This is a genomic window from Leucobacter sp. BZR 635 (genome assembly GCF_048061935.2).
GTDB lineage: Bacteria > Actinomycetota > Actinomycetes > Actinomycetales > Microbacteriaceae > Leucobacter.
The window spans coordinates 43,914-70,078 of the sequence record NZ_JBLUNZ020000031.1 but is presented as its reverse complement, the minus strand read 5'-3'; the positions used below and the strand labels follow the sequence as shown (position 1 = coordinate 70,078).

General features: G+C 64.5%; 18 protein-coding genes. 2 read left to right on the top strand and 16 right to left on the bottom strand.

The window, feature by feature from the left end:
* Positions 1 to 25 precede the first annotated feature (25 nt).
* Genes ACI1US_RS06380 through ACI1US_RS06365 form a run of 4 tightly spaced genes read right to left on the bottom strand, consistent with a single transcriptional unit; the run spans position 26 to position 3,092 of the window.
* The gene (locus tag ACI1US_RS06380; RefSeq protein ID WP_461639106.1) at positions 26 to 337 is read right to left on the bottom strand and encodes a YHS domain-containing protein; all 312 of its coding nucleotides are present in this window, start codon (positions 335 to 337) and stop codon (positions 26 to 28) included.
* Between the two features lie 48 nt (positions 338 to 385).
* On the bottom strand, positions 386 to 2,650 hold the full coding sequence (locus tag ACI1US_RS06375) for a heavy metal translocating P-type ATPase (RefSeq protein ID WP_461639104.1): 2,265 nt from the start codon (positions 2,648 to 2,650) through the stop codon (positions 386 to 388).
* A 41-nt stretch (positions 2,651 to 2,691) separates the two neighbouring features.
* Positions 2,692 to 2,883: a hypothetical protein gene (locus ACI1US_RS06370; RefSeq protein ID WP_461639102.1), complete on the bottom strand. Its 192-nt coding sequence runs from the start codon at positions 2,881 to 2,883 to the stop codon at positions 2,692 to 2,694.
* The gene (locus ACI1US_RS06365) at positions 2,880 to 3,092 is read right to left on the bottom strand and encodes a heavy-metal-associated domain-containing protein (RefSeq protein WP_461639100.1); all 213 of its coding nucleotides are present in this window, start codon (positions 3,090 to 3,092) and stop codon (positions 2,880 to 2,882) included. Before ACI1US_RS06365 ends, ACI1US_RS06370 begins: the two co-directional genes overlap by 4 nt.
* 280 nt (positions 3,093 to 3,372) lie before the next feature.
* Here ACI1US_RS06365 and ACI1US_RS06360 point away from each other — a divergent pair, with 280 nt between their 5' ends.
* Together ACI1US_RS06360 and ACI1US_RS06355 are read left to right on the top strand one after the other, a co-directional pair.
* Positions 3,373 to 5,475 (top strand): alkaline phosphatase family protein, encoded by a 2,103-nt coding sequence (locus ACI1US_RS06360; protein WP_461639098.1) that lies wholly within the window; start codon positions 3,373 to 3,375, stop codon positions 5,473 to 5,475.
* A 122-nt stretch (positions 5,476 to 5,597) separates the two neighbouring features.
* The gene (locus ACI1US_RS06355; RefSeq protein WP_461639096.1) at positions 5,598 to 6,368 is read left to right on the top strand and encodes a class I SAM-dependent methyltransferase; all 771 of its coding nucleotides are present in this window, start codon (positions 5,598 to 5,600) and stop codon (positions 6,366 to 6,368) included.
* 202 nt (positions 6,369 to 6,570) lie between these two features.
* Here the strand turns inward: ACI1US_RS06355 and ACI1US_RS06350 are convergent, their stop codons facing one another.
* The 12 genes from ACI1US_RS06350 to rpoB all read right to left on the bottom strand — a co-directional run bounded on the left by ACI1US_RS06350 (position 6,571) and on the right by rpoB (position 25,959).
* Positions 6,571 to 7,965, bottom strand: a complete 1,395-nt coding sequence (locus ACI1US_RS06350) for an MFS transporter (protein WP_461639094.1) — start codon at positions 7,963 to 7,965, stop codon at positions 6,571 to 6,573.
* 17 nt (positions 7,966 to 7,982) lie between these two features.
* Entirely contained in the window at positions 7,983 to 9,056 is a 1,074-nt protein-coding gene (locus ACI1US_RS06345; RefSeq protein ID WP_461639091.1) for an MraY family glycosyltransferase, read from the bottom strand.
* Positions 9,053 to 10,777: a polysaccharide biosynthesis protein gene (locus tag ACI1US_RS06340; protein ID WP_461639136.1), complete on the bottom strand. Its 1,725-nt coding sequence runs from the start codon at positions 10,775 to 10,777 to the stop codon at positions 9,053 to 9,055. Before ACI1US_RS06340 ends, ACI1US_RS06345 begins: the two co-directional genes overlap by 4 nt.
* Before the next feature lie 274 nt (positions 10,778 to 11,051).
* Positions 11,052 to 12,245 (bottom strand): elongation factor Tu, encoded by a 1,194-nt coding sequence (gene tuf, locus ACI1US_RS06335; RefSeq protein ID WP_416549835.1) that lies wholly within the window; start codon positions 12,243 to 12,245, stop codon positions 11,052 to 11,054.
* Positions 12,246 to 12,408: 163 nt separating this feature from the next.
* Positions 12,409 to 14,523: an elongation factor G gene (gene fusA, locus ACI1US_RS06330; protein WP_416549836.1), complete on the bottom strand. Its 2,115-nt coding sequence runs from the start codon at positions 14,521 to 14,523 to the stop codon at positions 12,409 to 12,411.
* Positions 14,524 to 14,622: 99 nt separating this feature from the next.
* Positions 14,623 to 15,093: a 30S ribosomal protein S7 gene (gene rpsG, locus ACI1US_RS06325; RefSeq protein ID WP_042544729.1), complete on the bottom strand. Its 471-nt coding sequence runs from the start codon at positions 15,091 to 15,093 to the stop codon at positions 14,623 to 14,625.
* Positions 15,093 to 15,464 (bottom strand): 30S ribosomal protein S12, encoded by a 372-nt coding sequence (gene rpsL, locus ACI1US_RS06320; protein ID WP_059060402.1) that lies wholly within the window; start codon positions 15,462 to 15,464, stop codon positions 15,093 to 15,095. The genes rpsG and rpsL overlap by 1 nt, the downstream gene beginning before the upstream one ends.
* 261 nt (positions 15,465 to 15,725) lie before the next feature.
* Positions 15,726 to 16,337 (bottom strand): spermidine/putrescine ABC transporter substrate-binding protein, encoded by a 612-nt coding sequence (locus tag ACI1US_RS06315; RefSeq protein ID WP_416549837.1) that lies wholly within the window; start codon positions 16,335 to 16,337, stop codon positions 15,726 to 15,728.
* A gap of 26 nt (positions 16,338 to 16,363) precedes the next feature.
* Positions 16,364 to 16,846 carry a hypothetical protein gene (locus ACI1US_RS06310; RefSeq protein WP_461639088.1) on the bottom strand — a complete coding sequence of 161 codons (483 nt, stop codon included), beginning with the start codon at positions 16,844 to 16,846 and terminating at the stop codon, positions 16,364 to 16,366.
* Positions 16,846 to 17,862, bottom strand: a complete 1,017-nt coding sequence (locus ACI1US_RS06305; protein ID WP_461639086.1) for a hypothetical protein — start codon at positions 17,860 to 17,862, stop codon at positions 16,846 to 16,848. Before ACI1US_RS06305 ends, ACI1US_RS06310 begins: the two co-directional genes overlap by 1 nt.
* A 611-nt stretch (positions 17,863 to 18,473) precedes the next feature.
* Positions 18,474 to 22,364, bottom strand: a complete 3,891-nt coding sequence (gene rpoC / locus ACI1US_RS06300) for a DNA-directed RNA polymerase subunit beta' (RefSeq protein ID WP_416549838.1) — start codon at positions 22,362 to 22,364, stop codon at positions 18,474 to 18,476.
* 79 nt (positions 22,365 to 22,443) lie between these two features.
* Positions 22,444 to 25,959, bottom strand: coding sequence for a DNA-directed RNA polymerase subunit beta (rpoB, locus tag ACI1US_RS06295; protein WP_416549839.1), 3,516 nt, complete (start codon positions 25,957 to 25,959; stop codon positions 22,444 to 22,446).
* Positions 25,960 to 26,165: the final 206 nt, after the last annotated feature.

The following is a 26,165-nucleotide window of genomic DNA, read 5'->3' as shown; positions in this document are numbered from 1 at the left end:
TCTCCCGCGGGCCCTCGTCTGGCAGTTACGCCATGTTCGCGGCGTACTTCGCTGGATCGGAGTCGAACGCTGGCCCGCACCCTGCGCAGCAGAAGTAGTAGCGCTCGCCCTCGAAGTCGCGGTAGAGGCCGACGGCTTCTGCCTGCGCCTTGCTGACGGGGCTGCCCACCATCACGGGGCAGGTGGTCATGTCGTCGGCCGTGCCGCCGCCCATGAGGTTTTCGCGGCCGTTCGCGGCGACTGCGGGTGCCGCCGAGGAGGTGCTGCAACAGCTCGACGCGGCGGGAGCTGCCTCAGTGCGATCGGTGGCTTCGGGGCGAGCGGTGGTTTCGGTCATGCGGGTGGATCCCTTCGTAGTGGTGTGCGTAAAGCGGGGTGCGTGCGGCTAGGCTGCGACGCTCTTGAACGCGCGCAGGCGCAGGCTGTTGCCCACGACGAAGACGCTCGAGAGCGCCATCGCCGCCCCGGCGAGCATCGGGTTGAGCATGCCGAGCGCTGCGACCGGAATAGCCGCGACGTTGTAGGCGAATGCCCAGAACAGGTTCGTCTTGATCGTCGAGAGCGTCTTGCGCGAGAGGCGGATCGCGTCGACCGCGCTCCGCAGGTCTCCACGCACGAGCGTGATGTCGGATGCCTCGATCGCGACGTCGGCGCCGGTTCCCATCGCGAGGCCGAGGTCGGCCTGCGCGAGCGCGGGGGCGTCGTTCACGCCGTCGCCGACCATCGCGACGATCTTGCCCTCGCCCTGCAACCGCTTGACGACGTCGACCTTGTCCTGCGGGAGCACCTCGGCGATGACCTCGTCGATCCCGACCTCGGCGGCGATGTGGCGTGCGACCGCCTCATTGTCGCCGGTGAGCAGGATCGGCTGCAGCCCGAGCGCCTTGAGCTCCTTGATGGCCTGCATGCTCGATGGCTTCACGGTGTCTGCGACGATCATGATGCCGCGGGCTTGCCCGTCCCAGCCGACAGCGACGACGGTCTTGCCTTCGCCCTCGGCGCGCGCCTTGGTTGCGGCGAGCGCGGGGCTCAGCTGCAGCGACCATTCGGCGAGCAGCGACTCGCGGCCGACGAGCACGGCGTGGCCGTCGACGACGCCCTGTACGCCCTTGCCCTCGATGTTCGCGAATCCCTCGACCTGCGGGAGCGTTCCGACCTCCTGCGTGGCCCCCTTTGCGATCGCCTGGGCGATCGGGTGTTCGGAGGCGTCCTCGAGTGCACCAGCGAGGCGCAGCAGCTCGGCGCGGTCCGCACCGGGCTCGGTGACGACGTCAACGAGGGTCATCTTGCCGGTGGTGACGGTGCCGGTCTTGTCGAGCACGACGGTGTCGACCTTGCGGGTCGATTCGAGCACCTCGGGGCCCTTGATGAGCACGCCCATCTGTGCGCCACGGCCGGTGCCGACGAGCAGCGCGGTCGGGGTCGCGAGACCCAGGGCGCACGGGCACGCGATCACGAGCACGGCGACGGCCGCGGTGAAGGCCGCGGAGACCGGGAAGCCGGCTCCGAGCCAGCCGCCGAGCGTGACGGCTGCGACCATGATGACGATCGGCACGAAGATACCGGAGATTCGATCAGCGAGGCGCTGGACCTCGGCCTTGCCGGTCTGCGCGTCTTCGACGAGCTTCGCCATCTGCGCGAGCTGCGTGTCGGAGCCGATGCGGCTGGCGCGCACGACGAGGCGTCCGCCGACGTTCGTGGTCGCGCCGGTGACGGTGTCGCCCGCTGCAACCTCGACGGGCACAGCCTCGCCCGTGAGCATGGAGGCGTCGACCGCGCTGGTGCCTGAGACGACGACGCCGTCGGTCGCGATCTTCTCGCCGGGGCGCACGACGAACTCGTCGCCGACCTGCAGATCCTCAACGGGGATCTTGGTCTCGACTCCCCCGCGCAGCACCGCAACTTCCTTCGCACCGAGCTCAAGCAGTGCGCGCAGCGCGGCACCGGCCTGCTTCTTCGAGCGCTTCTCGAAGTAGCGGCCAGCGAGAATGAACATCGTCACTCCCGCGCCCACCTCGAGGTAGATGTTCGCGGCACCGTCAGACGGAGCGAGCGTGAACTCGAAGGGGTGCGTCATGCCGGGCACGCCCGCGGTTCCGAGGAACAGCGCGTAGAGCGACCAGAGGAACGCGGCGGAGGTGCCCATCGAGATGAGCGTGTCCATGGTTGCCGCACCGTGCTTGAGGTTCGTCCAGGCCGCCTTGTGGAACGGCCACGCCGCCCACACGATGACCGGGGCGGCAAGCGCGAGCGAGGCCCACTGCCAGTAGGTAAACTGCAGCGCCGGGATCATCGCCATCGCGATGACGGGCACAGTAAGGATCACCGACCCGATGAGTCGGTGCCTGAGCGAGGTGAGCTCTGCGTCCTCTTCCTGGCCCTCGTCGCCCGAAGTGTCTTTCTTCGCGTTCTTCGGGGCGGGCATCGCCGCGGAGTAGCCGGTCTTTTCGACCTCGGCGATGAGCAGCGCGGGATCGTAGCCCTCGGGCACGGTCACCTTTGCCTTCTCGGTCGCGTAGTTCACGGTCGCGACGACGCCGTCGAGCTTGTTGAGTTTCTTCTCGATGCGGTTGGCGCAAGAGGCACAGGTCATGCCACCGATTTCTAGTTCGACACCGGTGCTTGCACTCGGGAGCGCAGAGGTACTCATCTCTTCTTCCTTTTCTTCAGTTCAGGATCGCGGCCCGCGGGCTAGTGCGTTCCTGATTCCGGTGTCTTGGGATCCGCCGGAGCAGTTGGAGCTTCGTGCTCCGCCTGGTCACCTGACGCGATCCAGTCAGCGACAAAGCTCTCTGGGACGACGACGCTTGCGATCCCGAAGGCAGCCCCAAAGGCGGCCACGAGTCCTGCGCCGTAGAGCGTGAGGCGGGCTGCGGTACTCACGAGGCGCGCACCGCCTCGTAGCCGGCCTCAGCGACAGCTGCGATGACGGCTGCGTCGGTGACGTCGCCGGTCGCGCTGACCTCGAGCTTGCCCGTCGCAGCGCTGACGCTGATATCTGCGACGCCATCGATCTGGCTCACTTCTTCGCGAATCGACATTTCGCAGTGCGAGCAGGTCATTCCGGTTACCTGATATTCGGTCGTAGCCATGACGTTTCTCCTCACATCCAGGATACCCCATACGGGTATCACCAACACGCCAACACTATACCCCCCAGGGGTACATGCGCAACCCCCGCCTCGACTGCTTTTAGGTGAAGGGGAGACCAGCAAGGTTACGGGCGGCTGTCTCGCGAGCCAACGCCGCTTTGCGGGCTCTTGAAGCTTCGAAAACCGTGCGCCTGTTGACTTGTATTGACTTCTTTCCCAAGCAACACTCAGTGACCGGGCCGCGGTTTCGCGGGCCTCACCCCCTTCCTTGGAGACACACGTGAAGAAACACTCAATGGCGGTTGCCGCAGCCGCCTTGCTGCTCGGCGCGACCGGCGTCGGCGGAGCAGCAGCAACCCCGGCCCAGGCAGAAGCCCCGGCCGCCGCGACCCAGAAGACCCCGAAGACCCTCGTGGTCGGCATCGATGGTGCCTCGTTCGACATCATGTCGCCCGAGTCCACCCCCACGGTGACCGCGATCAAGGCCGGCGGCCTCACCGGCACGAGCAACCTCCCGGGCAACCCCATGGCCCCCACCGTCTCCGGCCCCGGCTGGTCGACGATCGCGACGGGAACCTGGCCCACGAAGCACAACGTCACGAACAACAACTTCACCAACCCCAACTACGGCCAGTTCCCCGACTACCTCACGCGGGTCGAGCAGAACACCCCCAACCGCAGCACGAACGTGGTCGGCACCTGGGGCCCGATCTCGACGACGATCTTCGGCGCAGCAGTCGATAGCCGCGCACAGTTCGGCAACGACACCCTCACCACGCAGGCGGCCGTCGAGAAGCTCGCGTCCCCCACGACTGACGATCTCTTTGTGCACCTCGACGAGGTCGACGGGGCCGGGCACGGATCCGGATCCAGCTCCGCGGCGTACCGTCAGGCGCTGCTCAAGGCAGACGGTCAGATCGGGCAAATGGTCGACACGATCAAGGCGCGCGCGAGCTACCAGTCAGAAGACTGGCTGATCGTCATCACCGCCGACCACGGCCACACCCCTTCAGGCGGGCATGGCGGATCGACCAAGCTCGAGCGCAAGACGTTCGTTGCGGCCCAGGGCAGCCCCTTCGCTCCCGGCACCGAGCGCCACGACGTGAAGATCTCGGACATCGCGCCGTCGGTGCTCTCGCACATCGGCATCGCGAACGATCCCGCGTGGGATCTTGATGGCTCGGTCATCAACGAGATCCAGCCCGATGACTTCGATGCGCTGCGCCCACAGCTCAAGCCCGCGGTGCAGGAGAAGGGCCCGGAGAACCTCCTTGGATGGACGAACACCGCCCCCAACGGCTGGTCGATCGACAACTCGAAGATGCCCTCGGGTGGCGCCCCGGAGTTCAGCGGCTGGACATTCATGACCGACGACTTCTTCTCGAACGTCGAGCTCGGCCAGTTCCGCGAGAACAACGTACACTCGCGCAACGTCTTCGCGGTCGCCGACTCAGATGAGTGGGCCGATGTGACCCCCAGGGGCGAAGGCCAGTTCAACTCGACCCTGAAGAGCCCGGCATATGAGCTCAACGGTAACGACGTGCTCGACATTTCTTACGTCTCTGATTACGCGGTTGACGACCCGCAGAAGGCCATCGTCTGGGTCGCCTTCGATGAGGCGTCGGGCATTGCCCCGCACAAGCTCGTCACCTACCAGCCCGAGGGCAGCCGCCTGAACCCGGTCAACCAGGTCGAGCACTTCGCCCTCGACCTCCCCCGCGACGCAAACGGCGAGCTGCCGAAGACCGCGAGCCTCCACTTCGAATACGCAGCAACCAACGCGGCGTTCTGGGTCATCGACCAGGTGCGCGTCAGCCAGGCCGAGCCGCCTGCGGTTCCCGCCGAGCTCACGCTCTCGGGCACCACCGTTGAGGCCGGCAAGTCGATCACCGCAACGGGAACGGGGTTCGCAGCGAACGAAGAGCTGAAGTTCGAGCTGCGCTCCACCCCGCAGCAGCTCGGCACCGTCGCAGCCGACGACACTGGCGCGTTCTCACACGCCCTCACCATCCCGGCTGACACCGCTGCTGGCGAGCACACCGTGGTCGCGATCCGCGCCGACGGCAGCGAGCTGAGCCAGCCCGTCTCCGTCACCTCTGCCCCCGACACGGGTGGCGAGAACCCCGGTGGCGAAAACCCCGGTGGCGAGAACCCGGACGGTGAGAACCCCGACGGCGAAAACCCGGGCAAGCAGCCCGGCACCGACACCCCGGGTGGCGACAAGCCTGGCGAGAAACCTAAAACCCCGGCTGACCCGGTCACCGAGGGCAAGGGCGGCCTTGCGGCAACCGGCGGCAGCATCGCGGGCATCGCCCTCGCGGCGACCGCGATCCTCGGGGCAGGCGGATACCTCGTGTTCCGCAGCCGTCGCGTCACCGAGTAACCGCAGCACCGAGTAACCGCGTCACCGAATACCCGCAGCACCCCTGGATCGGGGAGGAGCTACCAGCCGGTAGCTCCTCCCCGATTCGCTGTATACCGCTGCCAGGTTGCTAGCCTTGCTGCATGACCGATTCTTCACTGGTGAACCGCTATCGGAGCCTCGCCGCCCGCGTCTACCACGCTGACAAACCGATCGGACGGTCGTTTGGCGATGTCGAGCTGTACACGGAGCTGCTGCGCGGCACCGACGGGCCAATCCTTGAGCCGGCCGCGGGCAACGGCCGCGTGCTCGTGCCGCTGTTGGAGGCGGGACTGGAGATGGTCGGCACCGATCCCTCGCCAGATATGTTGGATCGCTGCCGCGCCGAGTGCGAATCCCGCGGGCTCGCGGCTGAACTCTCGCTCGGTCGCTTCGACACGGTCGATGTCCGCTCCGAATACGCCGCGGTCATCATTCCCGCGGGCTCGCTGCAACTCGTGCTCGACCCGGGCAGCACCCGCGCGATCGTCGAGGGCTTTTTCCGGGCGCTGCGCCCCGGCGGCCGATTGATTCTCGACCTCGACTCGCTGCATGCGCTCGCTGAGACGGAGCCGTGGGCGAAGTCGTGGCATGACGGGGACGATCTGCTCACGCTCACCGCCCTGTCTGAGTCCGTCGACGTCGTCGCGCAGACCACGGTCGCGCAACTGAGATACGAGCGCTGGCACGGCGGGGCGCTCGCCGAGACCGAACTTGAGCAGTTCGCGCTGCGGCTCTGGGGCGTGCACGAAATGCGGCTGCTGCTCGAGGCCGCCGGTTTCGCGGAGGTGAGGGTCCACGCGGGCTACGTGCGCGACGCGGCCCCGTCCGCCGAGACCCGCGTCGTCACGCTCGAGGCGTTGAAGGCGCGGTAGCGCGAACCCGCACCTCCACCCCCAGCGCCAGCCCCAAGCCTCAACCCCCAGCCAGAATCGCTCACAACCCATGACCTCAGCGAAGTCAGGAGTGATTTACAGTAAAAACCTCATGACCTCGCTGAGGTCATGGCAGTTGAGCGCTCCTGGTGGCTGGGGTCTACGCCTTCAATAGTGCAGCGGGGTGCACACCGCTGCAGCCTCAGCCTTCGTCGAGCGCCCGCCCCTTGTATTCCACGAGCCCCCACGCCGCCACCGCAGCAACGATGAAGAACACCGCGAACACGGTGAAGGTGAGGCCAGCCCCTCCGGCTGCGAGCATCACGGGCACCAGCAGCGGCGCGATGATCGAGGCGATACGCCCGAAGCCCGCGGCCCAGCCAGCCCCAGTGCCGCGCAGCGACGTCGGGTAGATCTCGGGGGTGACCGCGTAGAGCGCGCCCCAGGCACCGAGGTTGAAGAACGACAGCGCCATGCCGGCGCCGATTATCGCGCCCTCGACCTCTGCGGTTCCGAAGGCCACGGCCGAGGCAGCCGATCCGACGAGGAACACCGAGAGCGTGAGCCGGCGCCCCCACTTCTCGATGAGCCACGCCGCGACCGCGTAGCCCGGCAGCTGCGCGAGCGTGATGAGCAGCGTGAACCCGAAGGAGCGTACAAGGCCGAAGCCCGCGTCGACGAGGATGCTCGGGATCCAGATGAATGCGCCGTAGTACGCGAAGTTCACGCAGAACCAGACCGCCCAGATCGCGGCGGTGCGGGTGCGGTACTCGGGAGCCCAGATCGCAGCGAGGCGGTTGCGCACGGGGGCGGGGGAAGCGGCAGTGGATCGGTTCTCGGCAGCAGCGGAGGATCGCTGTCCGGCAGCACCAGCACCAGCGTCTCCCCCGCGACCGAGCGAGCCGATGCCCGCAGACGCCTCAAACTCTGCGACGATCTTCTCAGCCTCTGCGGTGCGACCGCGTGACGCCAGCCAACGCGGTGACTCCGGCAGCCCGAGACGCACGACAAGCGCGTACACCGCGGGCACCGCGCCAATCACGAACGCCCAGCGCCACCCGTTCTCGGAGGCCGGCACAACGAAGTAGCCGATGATTGCCGATGCGGTCCAGCCGACCGCCCAGAACGCCTCGAGGATCACGATGATGCGGCCGCGGATGCGTGCGGGGGCAAACTCCGAGACGTAGGTCGAGGCGACGGGGAGCTCGGCTCCGAGGCCGAGTCCCACGACGAAGCGGAAGATGAGCAGCAGCCCGAGTCCGCCGACGAGCGCGCTCGCGCCGGTCGCGAGTCCGTAGATGAGGAGCGTGATCGCGAACACCTGACGGCGGCCGATCCGATCCGCGAGGAGCCCACCGAGGCTGGCACCGATCGCCATGCCGAGGAAGCCGACCGAAGCGATGAGGCCACCCTCGCCCTTCGTGAGCCCCCAGTGCTGCGTGAGCGCCGCAATGATGAAGGAGATGAGCCCGACGTCCATCGCGTCGAGTGCCCAGCCGAGGCCCGAGCCCGACAGCACCCGCAGGTGCTTGCGCGTAAACGGCAGCGCGTCGAGGCGCTGAGAAACTGTATGGCTGGTTTCACTCACAGGGATCATCCTATGAGGCAGCTGGGTTAGGCGGCGAACTTCTTTTCGAGCAGGCGGGGCGTGAGCTGGTAGAGCACCACGAGTGCGAGGCCGAGTACGAGGAGCAGGATCCACCACGCGGGAGCGACGAAGAACGAGACGAGCCCGAGGATCGACGCGGCGAGCGTGAAGCCCGCGTTGATGGCCGATGCCGCCACGTGTGACATCCCGAGCTGCTGCAGCCGCTGGTAGGCGTGCTCCTTGTGCGGTTCGTCCCACTTGTGGCCCTTGCGCATCCGCTTCACGAGCGTCGTGCCGACGTCGCCGAAATAGATGACCATGGGGCCGATGGTGGCGAGGATCGGAACGCCCGCCACGAACGCGGCGGAGCTCGTGATCGCAACCGCGCCGCCCAGGAGGTAGCTGCCGACGTCGCCGAGAAACGCACCGGGCTGCGAGAGGTTCCACGGAAGGAACCCGCCGTAACCGGCGGCGAGGATGACCCCCATGACGAGCAGCCAGTCATGTCCGCTCAGCGCGCCGGCGGCCGCAAACGCGAGCCCCGCGATCAGGCCGTGGAACCCGCTGATGCCGTTGAGGCCGTCCATGAAGTTCGCGACGTTAATGTAGCTCGACACAAACAGAAGCCCGTAGACGCCGAGGGCGACCACGATCCACATCGGAAGTGCGCCTACGTCGAGGCCGGCGCTCTCCGGCAGCACCTGCGTGCGTGCAAGCCACAGCAGCGCTACCGACGTCGAGGCCGCGATGAGCAGCAGGATCGCGCTACGCACCGGTACGCTGATGCCGCGCAGATCCTCGCTGAACCCGAGCAGCCCTGCGCAGAGCGAGCCGAGCGACACAACGAGCATGAACTTCCAGGCGGCGCCGTCCGGTCCGGTCACGGCCGCGAACACTGTCGCGGCTCCCCCGACGAGCGCCATCGCTAGCATCACCGCAAGGCCGAGACCCCGGAGAATCGGCCGCTCGTGCGAGGAGCGCTCGTTCGGTACGTCCATGACCCCGAGCTTCACCAGCAGCGGGCGAATGACAAGCGGCAGGCTGAGGCTCAGCGCAAGCGTCGCGGCGAAGGCTACAAGCGCGAACTGCGGGGCGCTCAATGTACCCGCCCCTCAGCCGCGCGGGTGAGATCGAGCCGGGCAACCCAGCCGTCGTGGTCAAGAATATCGGGGCTGATCACGCCGATGTGAGCGTGCGAAATCTTCGGGTGGAAGGGCCGCTCGTTGCCCTCGCCATCTCCGGTGAGTACCTCGTGCAGTTTCTCGCCGTGCCGCAGCCCAGTGAAGACAATCTCGATGTCCTTGCCGGACTCGGCGATGAGCCGCTCCGCGACGTCGAGGATGCGCACGGGCTCGCCCATGTCGAGGATCAAGACCTCGCCCGGGCGGCCGATCCCGCCGGCCTGGATCACGAGCTGTGAGGCCTCAGGGATCGTCATGAAGAACCGGGTCGCCTCGGGGTGGGTGACCGTAATCGGTCCGCCCTTCTCGATGAGGTAGCGGAAGGTCGGCAGCATCGATCCACGGCTACCAATGACATTTCCGAAGCGCACCGACAGGTAGCGGCCGCCCGTCTGCTCCGCCATCCAGCCGGTGAGCTTCTCAGCGACGCGCTTCGAGTGCCCGAGCACGCTCGTCGGGTTCGCGGCCTTATCGGTGGACACGTTCACGAAGGTGCCCACCTCCACCGCGCGGGCCGCGTTCAACACGTTGAGCGTGCCGAGCACGTTCGTCTTCCACGCTTCGTCCGGGTACTGTTCGAGCATCGGGAGGTGCTTGAGCGCCGCGGCGTGAAACACGACCTCCGGCTTGCGCTCAAGGAAGAGCTCCCTGAGCGACTCTCCGTCGCGGATATCGGCAAGCACCACGTCGTTCGTGTCGAGCAGGCCGTGACCTGCGATCGAGATCTGTACCTCTTGCAGCGCGGTCTCGTCGCGATCGAGCATGATGAGCTCGCTCGGGGAGAAGTTCACGAGCTGTCGGCAGAGCTCGGAGCCGATCGAACCGCCAGCGCCGGTGACGAGCACCCGCTTGCCCTGGAGATAGTCCGCGATCGACTCGGTGTTCAGTCGCACGGGGTGCCGGCCGATAATGTCTTCGATCGACAAGGCTCGCACGTTCGAGATCGCCGCGGAGTTGTCGAGCAGCTGGTTGAGCGGGGGCAGCACCATGACCCTGAGGCCCAGTCGGTCTGCATCGGCGTCAAGCCTGCGGAGCATGCCCGAGTCGGCGTCGCCGATACACACGAGCACTGAGGTCGCGCCCGTCTTGCGAACAACCTTTTCGAGGTCGTGGATGCCGCCAAGCACCTTTACGCCGCGCACCTCGAGGTTGCTGTTTGCGGGGTCGTCGTCGAGAAAGCCGACGGGGAGGTACTCAGACTTCGCGTCGGTGAGCAGCCGCTTTGCGGTCTGCACTCCGAGGTAGCCTGAACCGTACAGCAGCACGCGCTCGGCCTTCGCTGGCTTGAGGCTGCGCTCGGTGAGCAGGCGGAGCACGTAGCGCGCGACCCCCATGAGCGAAAACGTGATGGGCGCTGCGATCACCAGGGTGCTCTGCGGGATGCCCTTGCCGTACCCGACGAGATAGGCGAAGCCCCAGGTGACCAGGGTGACTGCCGTCACGCTGAACACGACCGCGCGCACCTCGTCAAAACTGCCGATCTGATACCGGCTGCGGTAAATCGAAAAGACCCAGCCGAAGAGCAGCTGAAGCGCTGCGGCCACTCCGATGACCGCGAGGGTCAAGCCCCAGTGGATCCGCCCGAAGGCGAAGTCGAACCGAAGCACCAGCGCGACAATGATGCCGACCGCCCAGGCCATGACATCGAGCAGGAACAACCCACCGTACGTCTCGACGAAGTGTGCAAATCGGCCACTCGCAGGCTTCCGCACGCGCCCTCCCATGTGTCTACGGGCACTCGCCCCGGAAACGAACGGCGTAACCCGATCGTTAAGAATAGATCTAAGGATAGCGCGCGACGACCGGGGCCCCCGACACCCCGCCCCGAAAACGCAAAGAACCCCGGAGGTTACCCTCCGGGGTTCTTCTCGTAGCCAAGGGCTACGAAGTAGTCAGAGACTACACGGCTGCGACTTAGGAAAGAACCTTGGTCACCGTGCCGGCGCCGACGGTGCGGCCACCCTCACGGATTGCGAAGCCGAGGCCATCCTCCATAGCGATGGGCTGGATCAGCTCAACGACCATGTCGGTGGTGTCGCCGGGCATAACCATCGGCTTGTCCTCGGGCAGCGTGATAACGCCGGTCACGTCAGTCGTACGGAAGTAGAACTGCGGACGGTAGTTCGTCTCGAACGGGTTGTGGCGGCCGCCCTCTTCCTTCTTGAGGATGTAGGCGGTGCCCTCGAAGTTGGTGTGCGGGGTGATCGAGCCGGGGGCTACGACAACCTGGCCACGCTCAACATCTTCACGCTTCGTGCCACGGAGCAGGAGGCCACAGTTCTCGCCAGCCCATGCTTCGTCGAGCTGCTTGTGGAACATCTCGATACCGGTAACGGTGGTCTTCTGCGTGGGGCGGAGACCAACGATCTCGACCTCAGAGTTGATCTTCAGGGTCCCACGCTCGGCGCGGCCCGTAACAACGGTGCCACGGCCGGTGATGGTGAAGACGTCCTCGACAGGCATGAGGAAGGGCTTGTCACGGTCACGGACGGGGTCCGGAACGCTGTTGTCTACTGCTTCCATGAGCTCGAGAATGGACTTTGCCCACTTCTCTTCGCCCTGGAGTGCGCCGTAGCCCGAAACGCGGACGACGGGAACGTCGTCTCCGGGGTAACCCTGCTTCGAGAGCTCCTCGCGGACCTCCATCTCGACGAGCTCGAGGATTTCCTCGTCGTCGACCTGGTCGCACTTGTTGAGTGCAACGAGGAGGTAGGGAACGCCGACCTGCTTCGCAAGGAGGATGTGCTCCTTGGTCTGCGCCATCATGCCGTCAGTAGCAGCAACCACGAGGATTGCGCCGTCCATCTGAGCAGCACCGGTGATCATGTTCTTGATGTAGTCAGCGTGGCCTGGTGCATCAACGTGAGCGTAGTGACGCTTCTCGGTCTCGTACTCAACGTGCGAGATGTTGATGGTAATGCCGCGCTGGCGCTCCTCGGGTGCGGAGTCGATCTGGTCGTAATCGCGCTGGACGTTCGTTGCCGACGGGAAATGGTCTGCAAGAGTCTTCGAGATTGCTGCGGTAAGAGTGGTCTTACCGTGGTCAACGTGACCGATCGTTCCGATGTTTACGTGCGGCTTGGTCCGCTCGAACTTGGCCTTCGCCACTATGGTCCTCCTCAGGACAGTCATGTGCCGCATTCCTCTTGACGGTTTCGAGAGGGTACGAGCACAGGGTGTGTACTTAATGTTACAAGCTCTGGTCTATCTACGCGACCTGAGCCGGGTGATCTGTGGCGAGGCGGACCCCGCCACAGATCAAGAGGCGAAGTTACTCGCCCTTAGCCTTCTGAACGATCTCATCGGCCACGGCCTTCGGCACCTCAGCATAGGAGTCGAAGGTCATCGAGAACACTGCGCGACCGCTGGTCTTCGACCGGAGATCACCAATGTACCCGAACATTTCTGAAAGCGGAACCAGTGCACGAATGACCTTTACGCCACTCGCGTCTTCCATCGACTGGATCTGGCCACGGCGGGAGTTGAGGTCGCCGATCACGTCGCCCATGTACTCCTCGGGAGTACGAACCTCAACGGCCATCATCGGCTCAAGGATAACCGGCTGCGCCTGGCGAGCGGCTTCCTTGAATGCCATCGAGCCAGCGATCTTGAACGCCATTTCAGACGAGTCAACATCGTGGTACTGGCCGTCGAGCAGCTGCGCCTTGACGCCCACAACGGGGAAGCCAGCGAGGATGCCGTACTGCATGGCGTCCTGGATACCAGCGTTGACCGAGGGGATGTACTCGCGGGGCACGCGGCCGCCGGTGACCTTGTCCTCGAACTCGTAGATCTTGTCGCCCTCAACCTCAAGCGGAGCGATCGAGATCTGCACCTTAGCAAACTGACCGGATCCACCGGTCTGCTTCTTGTGGGTGTAGTCGTACTTCGCAACGGTCTTGCGGATGGTCTCACGGTACGCAACCTGGGGCTTGCCCACGTTGGCCTCAACCTTGAACTCGCGCTTCATGCGATCGACAAGGATGTCGAGGTGGAGCTCGCCCATACCCGCAATAACGGTCTGGCCGGTCTCTTCGTTCTGGCTGACGCGGAAGGTCGGATCCTCTTCTGCGAGCTTCTGGATCGCAGTGCCGAGCTTCTCCTGGTCACCCTTGGTCTTCGGCTCGATGGCCACTTCGATCACGGGCTCGGGGAAGGTCATCGACTCGAGCACAACCTGCTCGTTCGGATCCGAGAGGGTGTCACCGGTGGTGGTGTCCTTCAGACCGATAACCGCGTAGATGTTGCCGGCCATGAGGTCGTCAACCGGGTTCTCCTTGTTGGCGTGCATCTGGAAGATCTTTCCGATGCGCTCCTTCTTACCCTTGGTCGAGTTGATGACCTGGGCACCGGAGTCGATGCGACCCGAGTACACGCGGATGTAGGTGAGGCGACCGAAGAACGGGTGCACTGCAACCTTGAACGCGAGTGCCGAGAACGGCTGGTCAGCCTTCGGGAGGCGCTCGATAACGATCGACTCGTCGCGCGGGTCGTGTGCCTCGATAGCACCAACGTCGAGCGGGTTCGGCAGGAAGTCCACAACCGCGTCGAGCATCGGCTGGATGCCGCGGTTCTTGAAGGCCGAGCCACAGTAGACCGGGTAGATCTCGTTGTTCACGACGAGCTTGCGGATACCCGCCTTGATCTCGTCGATGCTGATGTCCTCGCCAGCGAAGAACTTCTCGAGAAGTGCGTCGTCGGTCTCGGCGACAGTCTCGACGAGCTTCTCGCGGTACTCCTTCGCCTTCTCGAGGAGGTCAGCGGGGATCTCCTTGGTCTCGTAGTTCGCACCGAGGGTGACGTCACCCTTCGAGTCGCCCTCCCAGACGAAGGCCTTCATCGACAGCAGGTCGACGACGCCGATGAAGTCAGACTCTGCACCGATCGGCAGCTGCATGACGAGCGGCTTCGCGCCCAGGCGGTTGATGATGGTGTCTACGGTGAAGTAGAAGTCAGCACCCATTTTGTCCATCTTGTTGACGAAGCAGACGCGCGGGACGCCGTACTTGTCAGCCTGACGCCAGACGGTCTCCGACTGGGGCTCAACGCCCTCCTTGCCGTCGAACACTGCGACAGCGCCGTCGAGAACGCGGAGCGAACGCTCCACCTCGACGGTGAAGTCAACGTGACCGGGGGTGTCAATGATGTTGATCTGGTTTTCGTTCCAGAAGCAGGTTACGGCGGCAGACGTAATCGTGATGCCGCGCTCCTTCTCCTGCTCCATCCAGTCAGTCGTCGCGCCACCGTCGTGGGTCTCGCCCAGCTTGTGGTTCACACCCGTGTAAAACAGGATGCGCTCGGTGGTGGTGGTCTTGCCAGCATCAATGTGGGCCATGATGCCGATGTTGCGGACCTTGCTCAGGTCGGTGAGCACGTCTTGTGCCACGGGTGTCTCCTCCGGGGTGGGGATTTAAGAGTGTGGGGCGCGGTGTTATCCGCAAAGCGAGGGGCGGAACGGGTAACGATCCGCCCCTCACTCAGATGACTACCAGCGGTAGTGAGCGAACGCGCGGTTCGACTCTGCCATCTTGTGCGTGTCCTCGCGGCGCTTCACAGCGGCACCAAGGCCGTTGGATGCGTCGAGGATCTCATTGGTCAGACGGTCGGTCATCGAGTTCTCTCGACGAGCCTTCGCGTAGCTGGTGAGCCAACGCAGTGCGAGTGTGTTCGCACGGTGCGGCTTGACCTCAACGGGCACCTGGTAGGTCGAGCCACCAACACGACGTGAACGTACCTCAAGGGTGGGGCGCACGTTGTCGAGCGCCTTCTTGAGTACGACCACGGCATCCTGGCCGCTCTTCTCAGCAACGACCTCGAGTGCATTGTAAACAATGCGCTCAGCGAGGCCCTTCTTGCCGTCAACAAGAATCTTGTTGACGAGCTGGCTGACGATGGGTGCGCCGTAAACCGGATCGGCTACTACGGGACGCTTGGGAGCAGGACCTTTACGGGGCATTACTTCACCTTCTTTGCACCGTAGCGGCTACGAGCTTGCTTGCGGTCCTTGACCGCCTGCGTGTCGAGTGCGCCGCGCACGATCTTGTAACGAACACCGGGGAGATCCTTCACACGACCGCCGCGCACGAGCACCATCGAGTGCTCCTGCAGGTTGTGGCCCTCACCGGGGATGTAGGCCGTAACCTCGGTACCGTTCGAGAGCTTCACACGAGCGACCTTACGCATCGCCGAGTTCGGCTTCTTCGGGGTGGTGGTGTACACACGAGTACACACACCGCGCTGCTGGGGGTTCGCCTTCAGTGCGGGAGCCTTGGTCTTGGAGACCTTCGGCGACCGCCCCTTGCGAACCAGCTGCTGAATAGTAGGCACTGATTCTCCTAGTAGTCCTGCACGGTGACAGGAATGCTTCAAATGGGCGAGCATTTGCGCGAGCTTGCGCACGCGCTGAGCTGCTGAACCCTTGGCCGAAACCGTGGGTCCGAGTGCAGCTATGCCGTGGGGGTTTCAGCTCTGGGAGCGAGTGACCCTCGATGCTCTCCCCCTGCATTCGCGCACGCGCGAGACAGGTGGAGTGCACCAAGGAATAACCTTACGCGCTGCGGAGCCCCTGCGCAAGGGTCTCGCCGCGCACTAGGCCGGGGGTTCGAGGTTGCGCGAGAGGTCGTCGAGCATCGCGCGCACCTGCGGCTCAACAAACCTGTCAATCGCAGCCGCGATTCGAGGGCGGTGCGCCATGAGCGAAAAGCAAACTTCGTTGCCGATATCGGCCGCCCGCAGGTCAGCCAGCTCGATCTCGCGGCGCAGCTGCTCCTTCTCGGCTTGGCTCAGCGGCGGACGCGGCAGCGGCGGCTCAGGCTGCGACTCGGCAGCGAGCCCAGCCATGGTGAAGAGGAAGGGCTGACCGGCCTCAGTCGGTTCCGGGTCAGGATCCAGCCCGTCATACTCAGGGTCCAGCCCAGCCGCGGGATCGTACCCGGCCACCCGCCACATATCCGCTCCGCTGAGCTCGGCATGCAGCATCGGCAGATGCTCGGCGGTGTAGTCGTCGACCACGCGATCCACAATCCGCTGCACCCGCGACACGAGCGAGTGTTTCACCTGGTGCGGCGTGCCCTCGGGAATCCCCGACGCGACAAGCACGGGCGACCCGGTGCACCTGCGGCACAGGCGCGTGCGTGCACGATAGGCGGCCGGCTCCCACTTGGGCACCCAGGCCAGCCAGGCGTCAACAGCTGTGTTCACGCGCCTGTCGATCACGCCCACCAGGTTCACTCCCGGCCCTCACGACGCTCCCACGGCCACTGCGGCGTCGGGCGGTCGGTGTAGATTCGCCGCGCGAGCACCGCCCAGAAGAGGATCACGGCGATCCCCCACACCGGCATCAGAATGAGCGCGAACGGACTAAACCAGGTCTCCTCAATCGTGAGCTCTGCGAGAACCCCCGCGAGCCCCCATATGAGGTAGATCCCGAACATTGCGACGATGACGAGACCCCAGATCGGACGCTTATTGCCGCGCAGCAGCGAGAGGGCCTGCTGCCACAGCAGCATCCCAAGCCCCGCGAGCCCCAGACCAATGGTGACCACCCCAAACCAGAGCGGCACCTCAGATGTCTCGATGGGCTCACGCCCGAGCGCCATGCCCAGCAGGCCCCACGCCGCGACAACGAGCGCCGCGGCCACAACGAGCGTCGCACCGAGCAACCCAAGGACGTATCCCCGGGTCACTCCGCGCTTCGCTCCGTCAGTCACTACTGCTTCGCCCGGACCTCAGCGAGAGCGACCTCATACTCCTCAAGCATCACAGTGTTCTTCGCGGTGACGCGGCGCCCGCGGGCACCGATCCAGGCTCCGAACCACACTGCGACCTCGCGCGCGAGAATCGCAGCGCCCAACGTCGGCAGCGTGAACGCGAGCTGTCGTGCTGATGCAATGAAGCCGGTGACGCCCTCGGCCCCAAGCGGGCCGCCTGCCAGCGCAAATGTGCTGGTCGTCGCAACCCACACGATGACGCCGACGAACAGGCTAAAGATCACGTAGGCCCACCAGCCAGCGCGGCCGAAGATGAGCACGAGAATCGACAGGCCAACAAAGAACGCGACGACGCCGGCGATGAAGCCCCACGAGGTCACCCACGGCAGCAGGCCTTCGGTGAGGAAAGTCGACGGCGGGAAATCGCGTGCAATCATCGCCGAGATGAGCCCTGCATAGAGCAGCGCGAACGCGAGCGTGCCGAGCAGCGCGATAAGCACACCAGCCCCGCGGTTGCCCTTGAGGTCTGGCGGCATCGGCGACTGCATGTAGAGCGCGGCCATCGGGTGATCAGCGCTGATGCGGATCTCACCGTCACGCGCGGGCTCAGCAAACTGCACCGTCGGAGCCGCGGCAACCACCGGAACCTCAGCGGCCGCAGAGGGAAGCTCCTCAGCCATGTCGATGCGGGGCTCCTGCGTCGCGGGGGTGTCGAGATCCATCTGCGTATCGAGGCTGGCCGCCTGTTCGCGGTGCGCCTGCTGCGCGAGGGCTTCGGCTCCGGCGGCGACCGCGGTCGTCTCGGCAGCGTTGGTCTCTACGGCGCCCGTCTCTGCGGCGCTCGTCTCGGCGGCGGGGTCCACCACTGTGCCCGAGGCATCGACAACGATGATCTCAGCAGCCGGGTCGGGAGTCGTCGTCGCGCGGACTACGGCCTCCTGCACGGCGGCGTCACTCGCCACCTGCTCCTCTACTGCCGCGCCGGGATCGACGGGAGTTTCGCGCTCATCGCTCATTGGTATGCCTCTCGAGTGCCTTGCGTTCTGCCGCCACGATACAAGCTATGTGGCCCAAATGCGCGATCCCGCGCCCAACACGCGATGGAAACCCCACTGCGGGCGGCCGTATGGGCCCGCGCTAGCTCGCGCGGGCCTCTCCCCTGCTTGGGGCCCCAACGTGGTCCGCCCCGAACCAACCCGGCCTTCCTAGCCCGACTAGTGGTCACTGTGCGCCACGCTCGCCGCCGCCACGCCGAGTTCGGTGGCGCACAGTGACCACTAGTCAGGCAACTGGGCCGGCTGCGGGACGGCGGCATTCCACCTTGAGGACGTGCCTTCTCTCGGTCGCGGCGTCACCCCTCCCATCCTCTCCGACCCGACTTATTCAAACCGACCCTTGCGAGGGGCAAAAAGAGGTCGGAATGGATTAATCGGGGGCTTTAGGATGCGCGGGGAGCATCGGGATTCGGGTGCGGCGGCATTCCTGTGGCTGCAGGAGAGGGAGGCTGCCGCGGGCGCCGCGAAAAGCACACAGCCCGGGCTTGAAAACCCAAAGCGGGCGCCCACCCGAAGGTGGACGCCCGCTCAGTGCCTGACCCGGCTACCCGCGAGACGGGAGGCCGGAACCCTTAGCTGTAGTTGCCGGGGTTGAACTCGTCAGAGGTGAAGGTGTCGAAGTCGACGAACGAGAAGTCGTTCTCGTCGAACGTTCCCTCGCCCGCGTACATGCGGTTCGGGTAGCGCTCGGCACGAGCCTCCTCGGTCGCGGCAACATCAACATCGCGGTAGACGCTGAGTCCCGTACCGGCCGGGATGAGCTTACCGATGATGACGTTCTCCTTGAGGCCGACGAGCGGATCTCGCGATCCCTCCATCGCAGCCTGCGTGAGCACGCGGGTGGTCTCCTGGAAGGAGGCCGCCGACAGCCACGACTCGGTTGCGAGCGACGCCTTGGTGATACCCATGACCTCGGGGCGGGCCGTCGCGGCGCGCTTGCCGTCGACGAGCGCCTCGCGGTTGATCCGCTGGTAGCGCGAACGGTCGACGAGCTCGCCCGGGAGCAGCTCGGTCTCGCCGTGATCGACAACGGTCACCTTGCGGAGCATCTGACGAACGATGACCTCAATGTGCTTATCGTGGATCGGTACACCCTGCGAACGGTACACGCCCTGCACGCCCTCAACGAGGTACTTCTGCACTGCGCGCTCGCCCGGAATGTGCTTGCCCTCTTCGGTCGAGCCAACCTGAAGGATGTCCTTCGGGTCGAGCGTTCCCTGGATGAAGGGCTGGCCGAGCTCAACACGGTCACCGTCTTCGACGATGAGCGTTGAACGCTTCAGCACGGGGTACTGCTTCTCCTCGGAGCCATCGTCAGGCGTGAGGATCAGGCGGCGGCTCTTGTCCGTGTCTTCGATCGTGACGCGGCCAGCGGCCTCGGCGATCGGCGACGCACCCTTCGGGGTACGTGCTTCGAAGAGCTCCTGCACGCGGGGCAGACCCTGCGTGATGTCGTCAGCCGAAGCCGATCCACCGGTGTGGAAGGTACGCATGGTGAGCTGGGTTCCCGGCTCACCAATCGACTGCGCCGCGATGATGCCAACTGCCTCACCGATGTCAACGCGCTGACCGGTCGCGAGCGAGCGGCCGTAGCAGGTTGCACACACGCCGACTGCCGACTCACAGGTGAGCACGGAGCGCACCTTGATCTCGGTGACGCGAGCAGCGACGAGCTTCTCGATTGCGACGTCGCCGACGTCCGAACCTGCGGGAGCAACGACGTTACCGTCTGCATCAACAGCGTCAGACGAGAGCGTACGAGCGTAGACCGAGTTCTCAAGGTTCTCGTCGGGGACGATCACCCCGTCTACCTCAGCAGCGATCGGGAGCTCGAGGCCACGGCGGGTGCCGCAGTCTTCCTCACGGATGATGACATCCTGCGAGACGTCGACCAGACGACGGGTCAGGTAACCCGAGTCAGCGGTACGCAGCGCGGTATCGGCAAGACCCTTACGCGCACCGTGGGTCGCGATGAAGTACTCCGCAACCGACAGACCCTCACGGTACGAGTTAATGATCGGGCGAGGGATAATCTCACCCTTCGGGTCGGACACGAGGCCACGCATACCGGCGATGTTACGGATCTGCAGCCAGTTACCACGTGCACCCGACGACACCATCCGGAAGATGCTGTTGTCCTCGGGGAACGCGTCGCGCATGGCTTCTGCGACCTCGTCGGTTGCCTGGGTCCAGATCTTCACGAGATCAGCGTGACGCTCGTTCTCGGTGATGAGACCGCGCTCGAAGCGCTTCTGAACTGCCGCTGCTTCCTTCTCGTGCGTCTCAAGGATTTCAGCCTTGTTCGACGGGGTCACGATGTCGGACAGCGCAACGGTCACACCCGAGCGAGTTGCCCAGTGGAAGCCCGCATCCTTGATGCGGTCAAGCGTTGCAGCAACTTCGACCTTCGGGTAGCGCTCAGCGAGATCGTTGACGAGGCTCGAAAGCGTGCCCTTGTCTGCGACCTGCTCGAAGTACACGTAGTCAGCGGGGAGCGCCTCGTTGAAGAGCGCGCGGCCGAGAGTGGTCTCGACGAGCACGGGCTTCTCTGAGGTGACACCCGAAGCGTCGGTGTAGCCGGTGAGACGAATCTTCACCGTTGCGCCGAGATCGAGCGAGTTCTCGTCCATCGCGAGGATAGCCTCGGCGATCGATGCGAACGCGCGACCCTCGCCGACTGCACCCTGCTTCACCGTGGTGAGGTGGTGCAGGCCGATGATCATATCCTGCGAGGGCAGGGTGACCGGGCGGCCGTCAGACGGCTTCAGGATGTTGTTCGATGCGAGCATGAGCACGCGTGCCTCAGCCTGCGCCTCGACCGACAGCGGCAGGTGCACTGCCATCTGGTCGCCGTCGAAGTCAGCGTTGAACGCTGCACATACGAGGGGGTGCAGCTGGATAGCCTTGCCCTCAACGAGCTGCGGCTCGAACGCCTGAATACCGAGGCGGTGAAGCGTCGGTGCGCGGTTGAGCATCACGGGGCGCTCGCGGATGATCTCCTCGAGCACGTCCCAGACCTCGCTGCGTGAACGCTCGACCATGCGCTTGGCGGCCTTCACGTTCTGTGCGTGCGACAGATCCATCAGGCGCTTGATGACGAACGGCTTGAACAGCTCGAGCGCCATCTGCTTCGGCAGACCACACTGGTGCAGCTTGAGCTGCGGTCCAACGACGATCACCGAACGGCCCGAGTAGTCAACGCGCTTACCGAGCAGGTTCTGACGGAAACGACCCTGCTTGCCCTTGAGCATGTCAGAGAGCGACTTCAGCGCACGGTTGCCGGTGCCCGTAACGGGGCGGCCGCGGCGGCCGTTGTCGAACAGTGCGTCGACGGCTTCCTGCAGCATGCGCTTCTCGTTGTTCACGATGATCTCGGGAGCACCGAGATCGAGCAGACGACGGAGGCGGTTGTTACGGTTGATCACGCGGCGGTACAGATCGTTGAGATCCGAGGTCGCGAAGCGGCCACCGTCGAGCTGCACCATCGGGCGAAGCTCGGGCGGGATCACCGGAACGACGTCGAGCACCATTGCGGCCGGGCTCGCGCCGGTCTGCAGGAAGGCGCTGACGACCTTCAGGCGCTTGATCGCGCGGATCTTCTTCTGGCCCTTGCCCTCGGCGATCTGGAGGTGCAGCATTTCTGCCTCTGCTTCAAGATCAAACGCCTCAAGGCGCTTCTTGATGGCCTCTGCGCCCATGTATGCCTCGAAGTAGTCGCCGTAGCGATCCATGAGGTCAGCGAAGATTGCGTCCTCAGGCTTGAGGTCACCGATCTTCAGGCTGCGGAAGTCGTCCCAGACGCGCTCGAGACGAGCAATGTCGTCGTCGAAGCCGCGGCGGATCAGGGTCATGTCCTTCTCGGCCGATGCCTCGGCGCGACGGCGCTGGTCTGCCTTCGCTCCCTCAGCCTCAAGTGCGGCCAGGTCGGTCTCGGCCTGCTTCTGACGCTGTGCCACCGCGATATCGCGCTGGTCGCCGAGCGCCTTGAGCTCGAGCCGCAGCTCGGCCTCAAGCTCAGCCATGTCTTCGTGGCGGCCCTCGTCATCGATGTCGATGATCATGTACGCAGCGAAGTAGATGACCTTCTCGAGGTCCTTCGGTGCCATGTCGAGCAGGTAGCCCAGGCGTGACGGGACGCCCTTGAAGTACCAGATGTGGGTCACGGGAGCTGCGAGCTCGATGTGGCCCATGCGCTCACGACGAACGCTCGACTTGGTGACCTCTACGCCACAGCGCTCACACACGATGCCCTTGTAACGGACACGCTTGTACTTGCCACAGGCGCACTCCCAGTCGCGGGAAGGACCGAAGATCTGCTCGCCGAACAGACCGTCCTTTTCCGGCTTCAGCGTGCGGTAGTTGATGGTCTCCGGCTTCTTAACCTCGCCGAATGACCAGCCGCGGATATCGTCGGCGGTTGCCAAGCGGATCTGCAGCTCATTGAAACTCGTACCCTCGAGCAAAATGTTCTCCTTGGATGAAAACGTAAAAATTCTGAAGTGGCTAGGGGCGCCCCACCCGCGGGCGGGGCGCGCAGCCTACTTAGATCTCGTCAGCCGAAGCTGCCTCGAAGCGAGTGGACAGGTTAATGCCGAGCTCTTCCGCGGTGCGGTGTGCCTCGTCGTCGTTGTCGCGCAGGCTGACGGCGTTACCGTCGGCGCCGAGCACCTCAACGTTCAGGCAGAGCGACTGCATTTCCTTCATGAGAACGCGGAACGACTCGGGCACGCCCGGCTCCGGAATGTTCTCGCCACGAACGATCGCCTCGTAGACCTTGACGCGGCCGAGGATGTCATCCGACTTCACCGTGAGCAGCTCCTGGAGCGCGTACGCGGCACCGTAGGCCTCGAGGGCCCACACTTCCATCTCACCGAAGCGCTGGCCACCGAACTGCGCCTTACCACCGAGCGGCTGCTGGGTGATCATCGAGTACGGTCCGGTCGAACGCGCGTGGATCTTGTCGTCCACGAGGTGGTGGAGCTTCAGGATGTACATGTAACCGACAGCGATCGGGTACGGGTACGGCTCACCTGAGCGGCCATCGAACAGTCGGGTCTTACCCGACGAGTCGATGAGACGCTCACCGTCACGGTTCGGCGTGGTCGAGTCGAGAAGACCTGCGATCTCGATCTCAGATGCGCCATCGAACACGGGGGTCGCGACCTTGGTGTTCGGGGCAGCCTCGAGCGCCGACTTCGCGAGCTTTGCAGCCCACTCCGGGTTGCCGTCGACCTTCCAGCCCTGCTTGGCGATCCAGCCCAGGTGTACTTCGAGCACCTGGCCGAAGTTCATGCGGCCGGGAATACCGAGCGGGTTGAGGATCACGTCGACGGGGGTACCGTCTTCGAGGAACGGCATGTCTTCGACCGGGAGGATCTTCGAGATGACGCCCTTGTTACCGTGGCGGCCCGCAAGCTTGTCGCCCTCGGTGATCTTACGCTTCTGCGCGATGTAGACGACGACGCGCTGGTTCACACCAGAGCCGAGGTCATCATCGTTGTCGTTCTCAGCGTCGAACACCTTGACGGAGGTAACGGTACCGGCAACGCCGTGCGGAACCTTCAGCGAGGTGTCGCGAACCTCGCGGCTCTTCTCGTTGAAGATCGCGCGGAGCAGACGCTCCTCGGCCGACAGCTCGGTCTCACCCTTCGGCGTGACCTTGCCGACGAGGATGTCGCCGGGGTTGACCTCTGCGCCGATGCGGATGATGCCGCGCTCGTCGAGATCCTTCAGCGCCTCCATGCTCGCGTTGGGGAGATCGCGGGTGATCTCTTCCTTCCCGAGCTTGGTGTCGCGGGCATCGACGTCGTACTCCTCGATGTGGATCGACGACAGCGTGTCGTCCTTCACGAGGTTCTGGCTGAGGATGATCGCGTCCTCGAAGTTGTGACCCTCCCACGGCATGAACGCTACGAGGAGGTTCTTGCCGAGTGCGAGCTCACCGTTCTCGGTTGCGGGGCCGTCAGCGATAACCTCGCCGGCCTCGATCCGCTCGCCAGCCTTGACGATGACGCGGTGGTTGTAGTTCGTGCCCTGGTTCGAGCGGTCGAACTTGCGCATGTAGTACTTCTTCGTGCCGCCTTCGTCGAGCGTGATGCTCACGAAGTCAGCCGAGACGTCGGTGACGACGCCGGCCTGCTCGGCAACGATGACGTCACCCGCGTCGATGGCTGCGTAGCCCTCCATGCCGGTGCCGACGAGCGGCGACTCGGAACGGACGAGCGGCACGGCCTGACGCTGCATGTTCGCGCCCATGAGCGCGCGGTTCGCATCGTCGTGTTCGAGGAACGGGATCAGCGAAGTCGCGACCGACACCATCTGGCGCGCGGAGACGTCCATGTACTGCACGGTGTCTGCGTCGACGAGCTGCACCTCGGAGCCGCGGGGGCGTGCGAGGACCTGCTCGTCGGCGAACTTGCCGTCCTTATCGATCGGTGCACCGGCCTGCGCGATCAGGAACTCGTCCTCTTCGTGCGCGGTGAGGTAGTCGACCTTGTCGGTGACGGTGCCGTCGACGATGCGGCGGTACGGGGTCTCGATGAAGCCGAACGCGTTGATGCGTGCGAACGTTGCGAGTGCACCGATCAGGCCAATGTTCGGGCCTTCCGGGGTCTCAATGGGGCACATACGGCCGTAGTGCGACGGGTGAACGTCTCGCACCTCGACGCCTGCGCGGTCACGTGAGAGACCGCCGGGGCCGAGCGCAGACAGACGACGCTTGTTCGTGAGTCCTGCGAGCGGGTTGTTCTGATCCATGAACTGCGACAGCTGCGAGGTGCCGAAGAACTCCTTGATCGCCGCGAGCACGGGGCGCGTGTTGATCAGGGTGTTCGGGGTGATCGCTTCGATGTCCTGCGTGGTCATGCGCTCGCGAACGACGCGCTCCATGCGGCTGAGGCCGGTGCGCACCTGGTTCTGGATGAGCTCGCCAACCGCGCGGATACGACGGTTACCGAAGTGATCGATGTCGTCGGTGTCGAGGCGGTTGTCGAATGCCTTGCCCTCGCGGGTGCCGGGAAGCGTCTCGGTGCCTGCGTGGAGACCTACGAGGTACTTGATCGTCGCAACGATGTCCTCGAGCGAGAGCACCGAATCGGTGATCGGAGCTTCGAGACCGAGCTTGCGGTTGATCTTGTAGCGACCGACCTTTGCGAGGTCGTAACGCTTCGGGTTGAAGTAGCTGTTGTCGAGGAGCGCACGCGCGGCCTCGATCGCAACCTGCTCGCCCGGGCGCTGCTTGCGGTAGATGTCCTTGAGGGCGTCTTCCTGGAGGTTTGCGCCCTCCTTCTCGACAACGCCGTCCTTCTCGAGGGTGAGCGCGATCGACTCGTAGCCGGCGAACTCCTCGAGGATCTCGGCGGTGGTCATGCCGAGCGCCTTCAGGAACACGGTGACCGACTGCTTGCGCTTGCGGTCGATGCGGACGCCGACCTGGTCGCGCTTGTCGATCTCGAACTCGAGCCATGCACCACGGCTCGGGATCACGCGTGCCGAGAAGACGTCCTTATCGGAGGTCTTCTCCTGCTGGCGCTCGAAGTAGACGCCGGGGCTACGGACGAGCTGCGACACAATGACGCGCTCGGTGCCGTTGATGATGAAGGTGCCCTTGTCGGTCATGAGCGGGAAGTCGCCCATGTAGACCGTCTGGCTCTTCAGTACCTGGGTCTCGGTGTTGTAGAACGCTGCCTCAACGTAGAGGGGAGCCGAGTAGGTCTTCCCGCGCTCCTTGCACTCATCAATCGAGAACTTCTGCTCGTCGAGGATCGGGTTCTCGAAGGAGAGCTGCATAGTGCCAGCGTTGTCCTCGATCGGGGACATCTCCTCGAAGATCTCCTCGAGGCCACTCTTCAGCGCGATGTCATCGCGCCCCTGAGCCTGTGCCTCTGTAACGCGGGTTGCCCACGCGTCGTTACCGACGAGCCAATCAAAGCTCTCGAGCTGAAGTGCCAGAAGATTTGGTACTGACAGCGTGTCAGAAATCTTGGCGAAAGAGAGCCGCGAGTGATTGCGACCGTTCTTCGGGTTATTGGTGGACGATGCGTTGGGCGCAGCAGCCAAGGAAGTACCTCCGTGGGCCCCGTCGGGCCGGTTGACTTGGTCTTGCGAAGAATTGCTCTTGGGTCACACGGGGTTCATTTGCGCCTGCGCGCCAACTCCCGAGGCCTTCCGCTATATGAAGGCAGACTCGTGTCCATAGTGCAGCTTTCAACTGTAACACCATCGCAGCGTCGCCACAAGGGTCGCCAAGCTGCACCCGTTTCCGG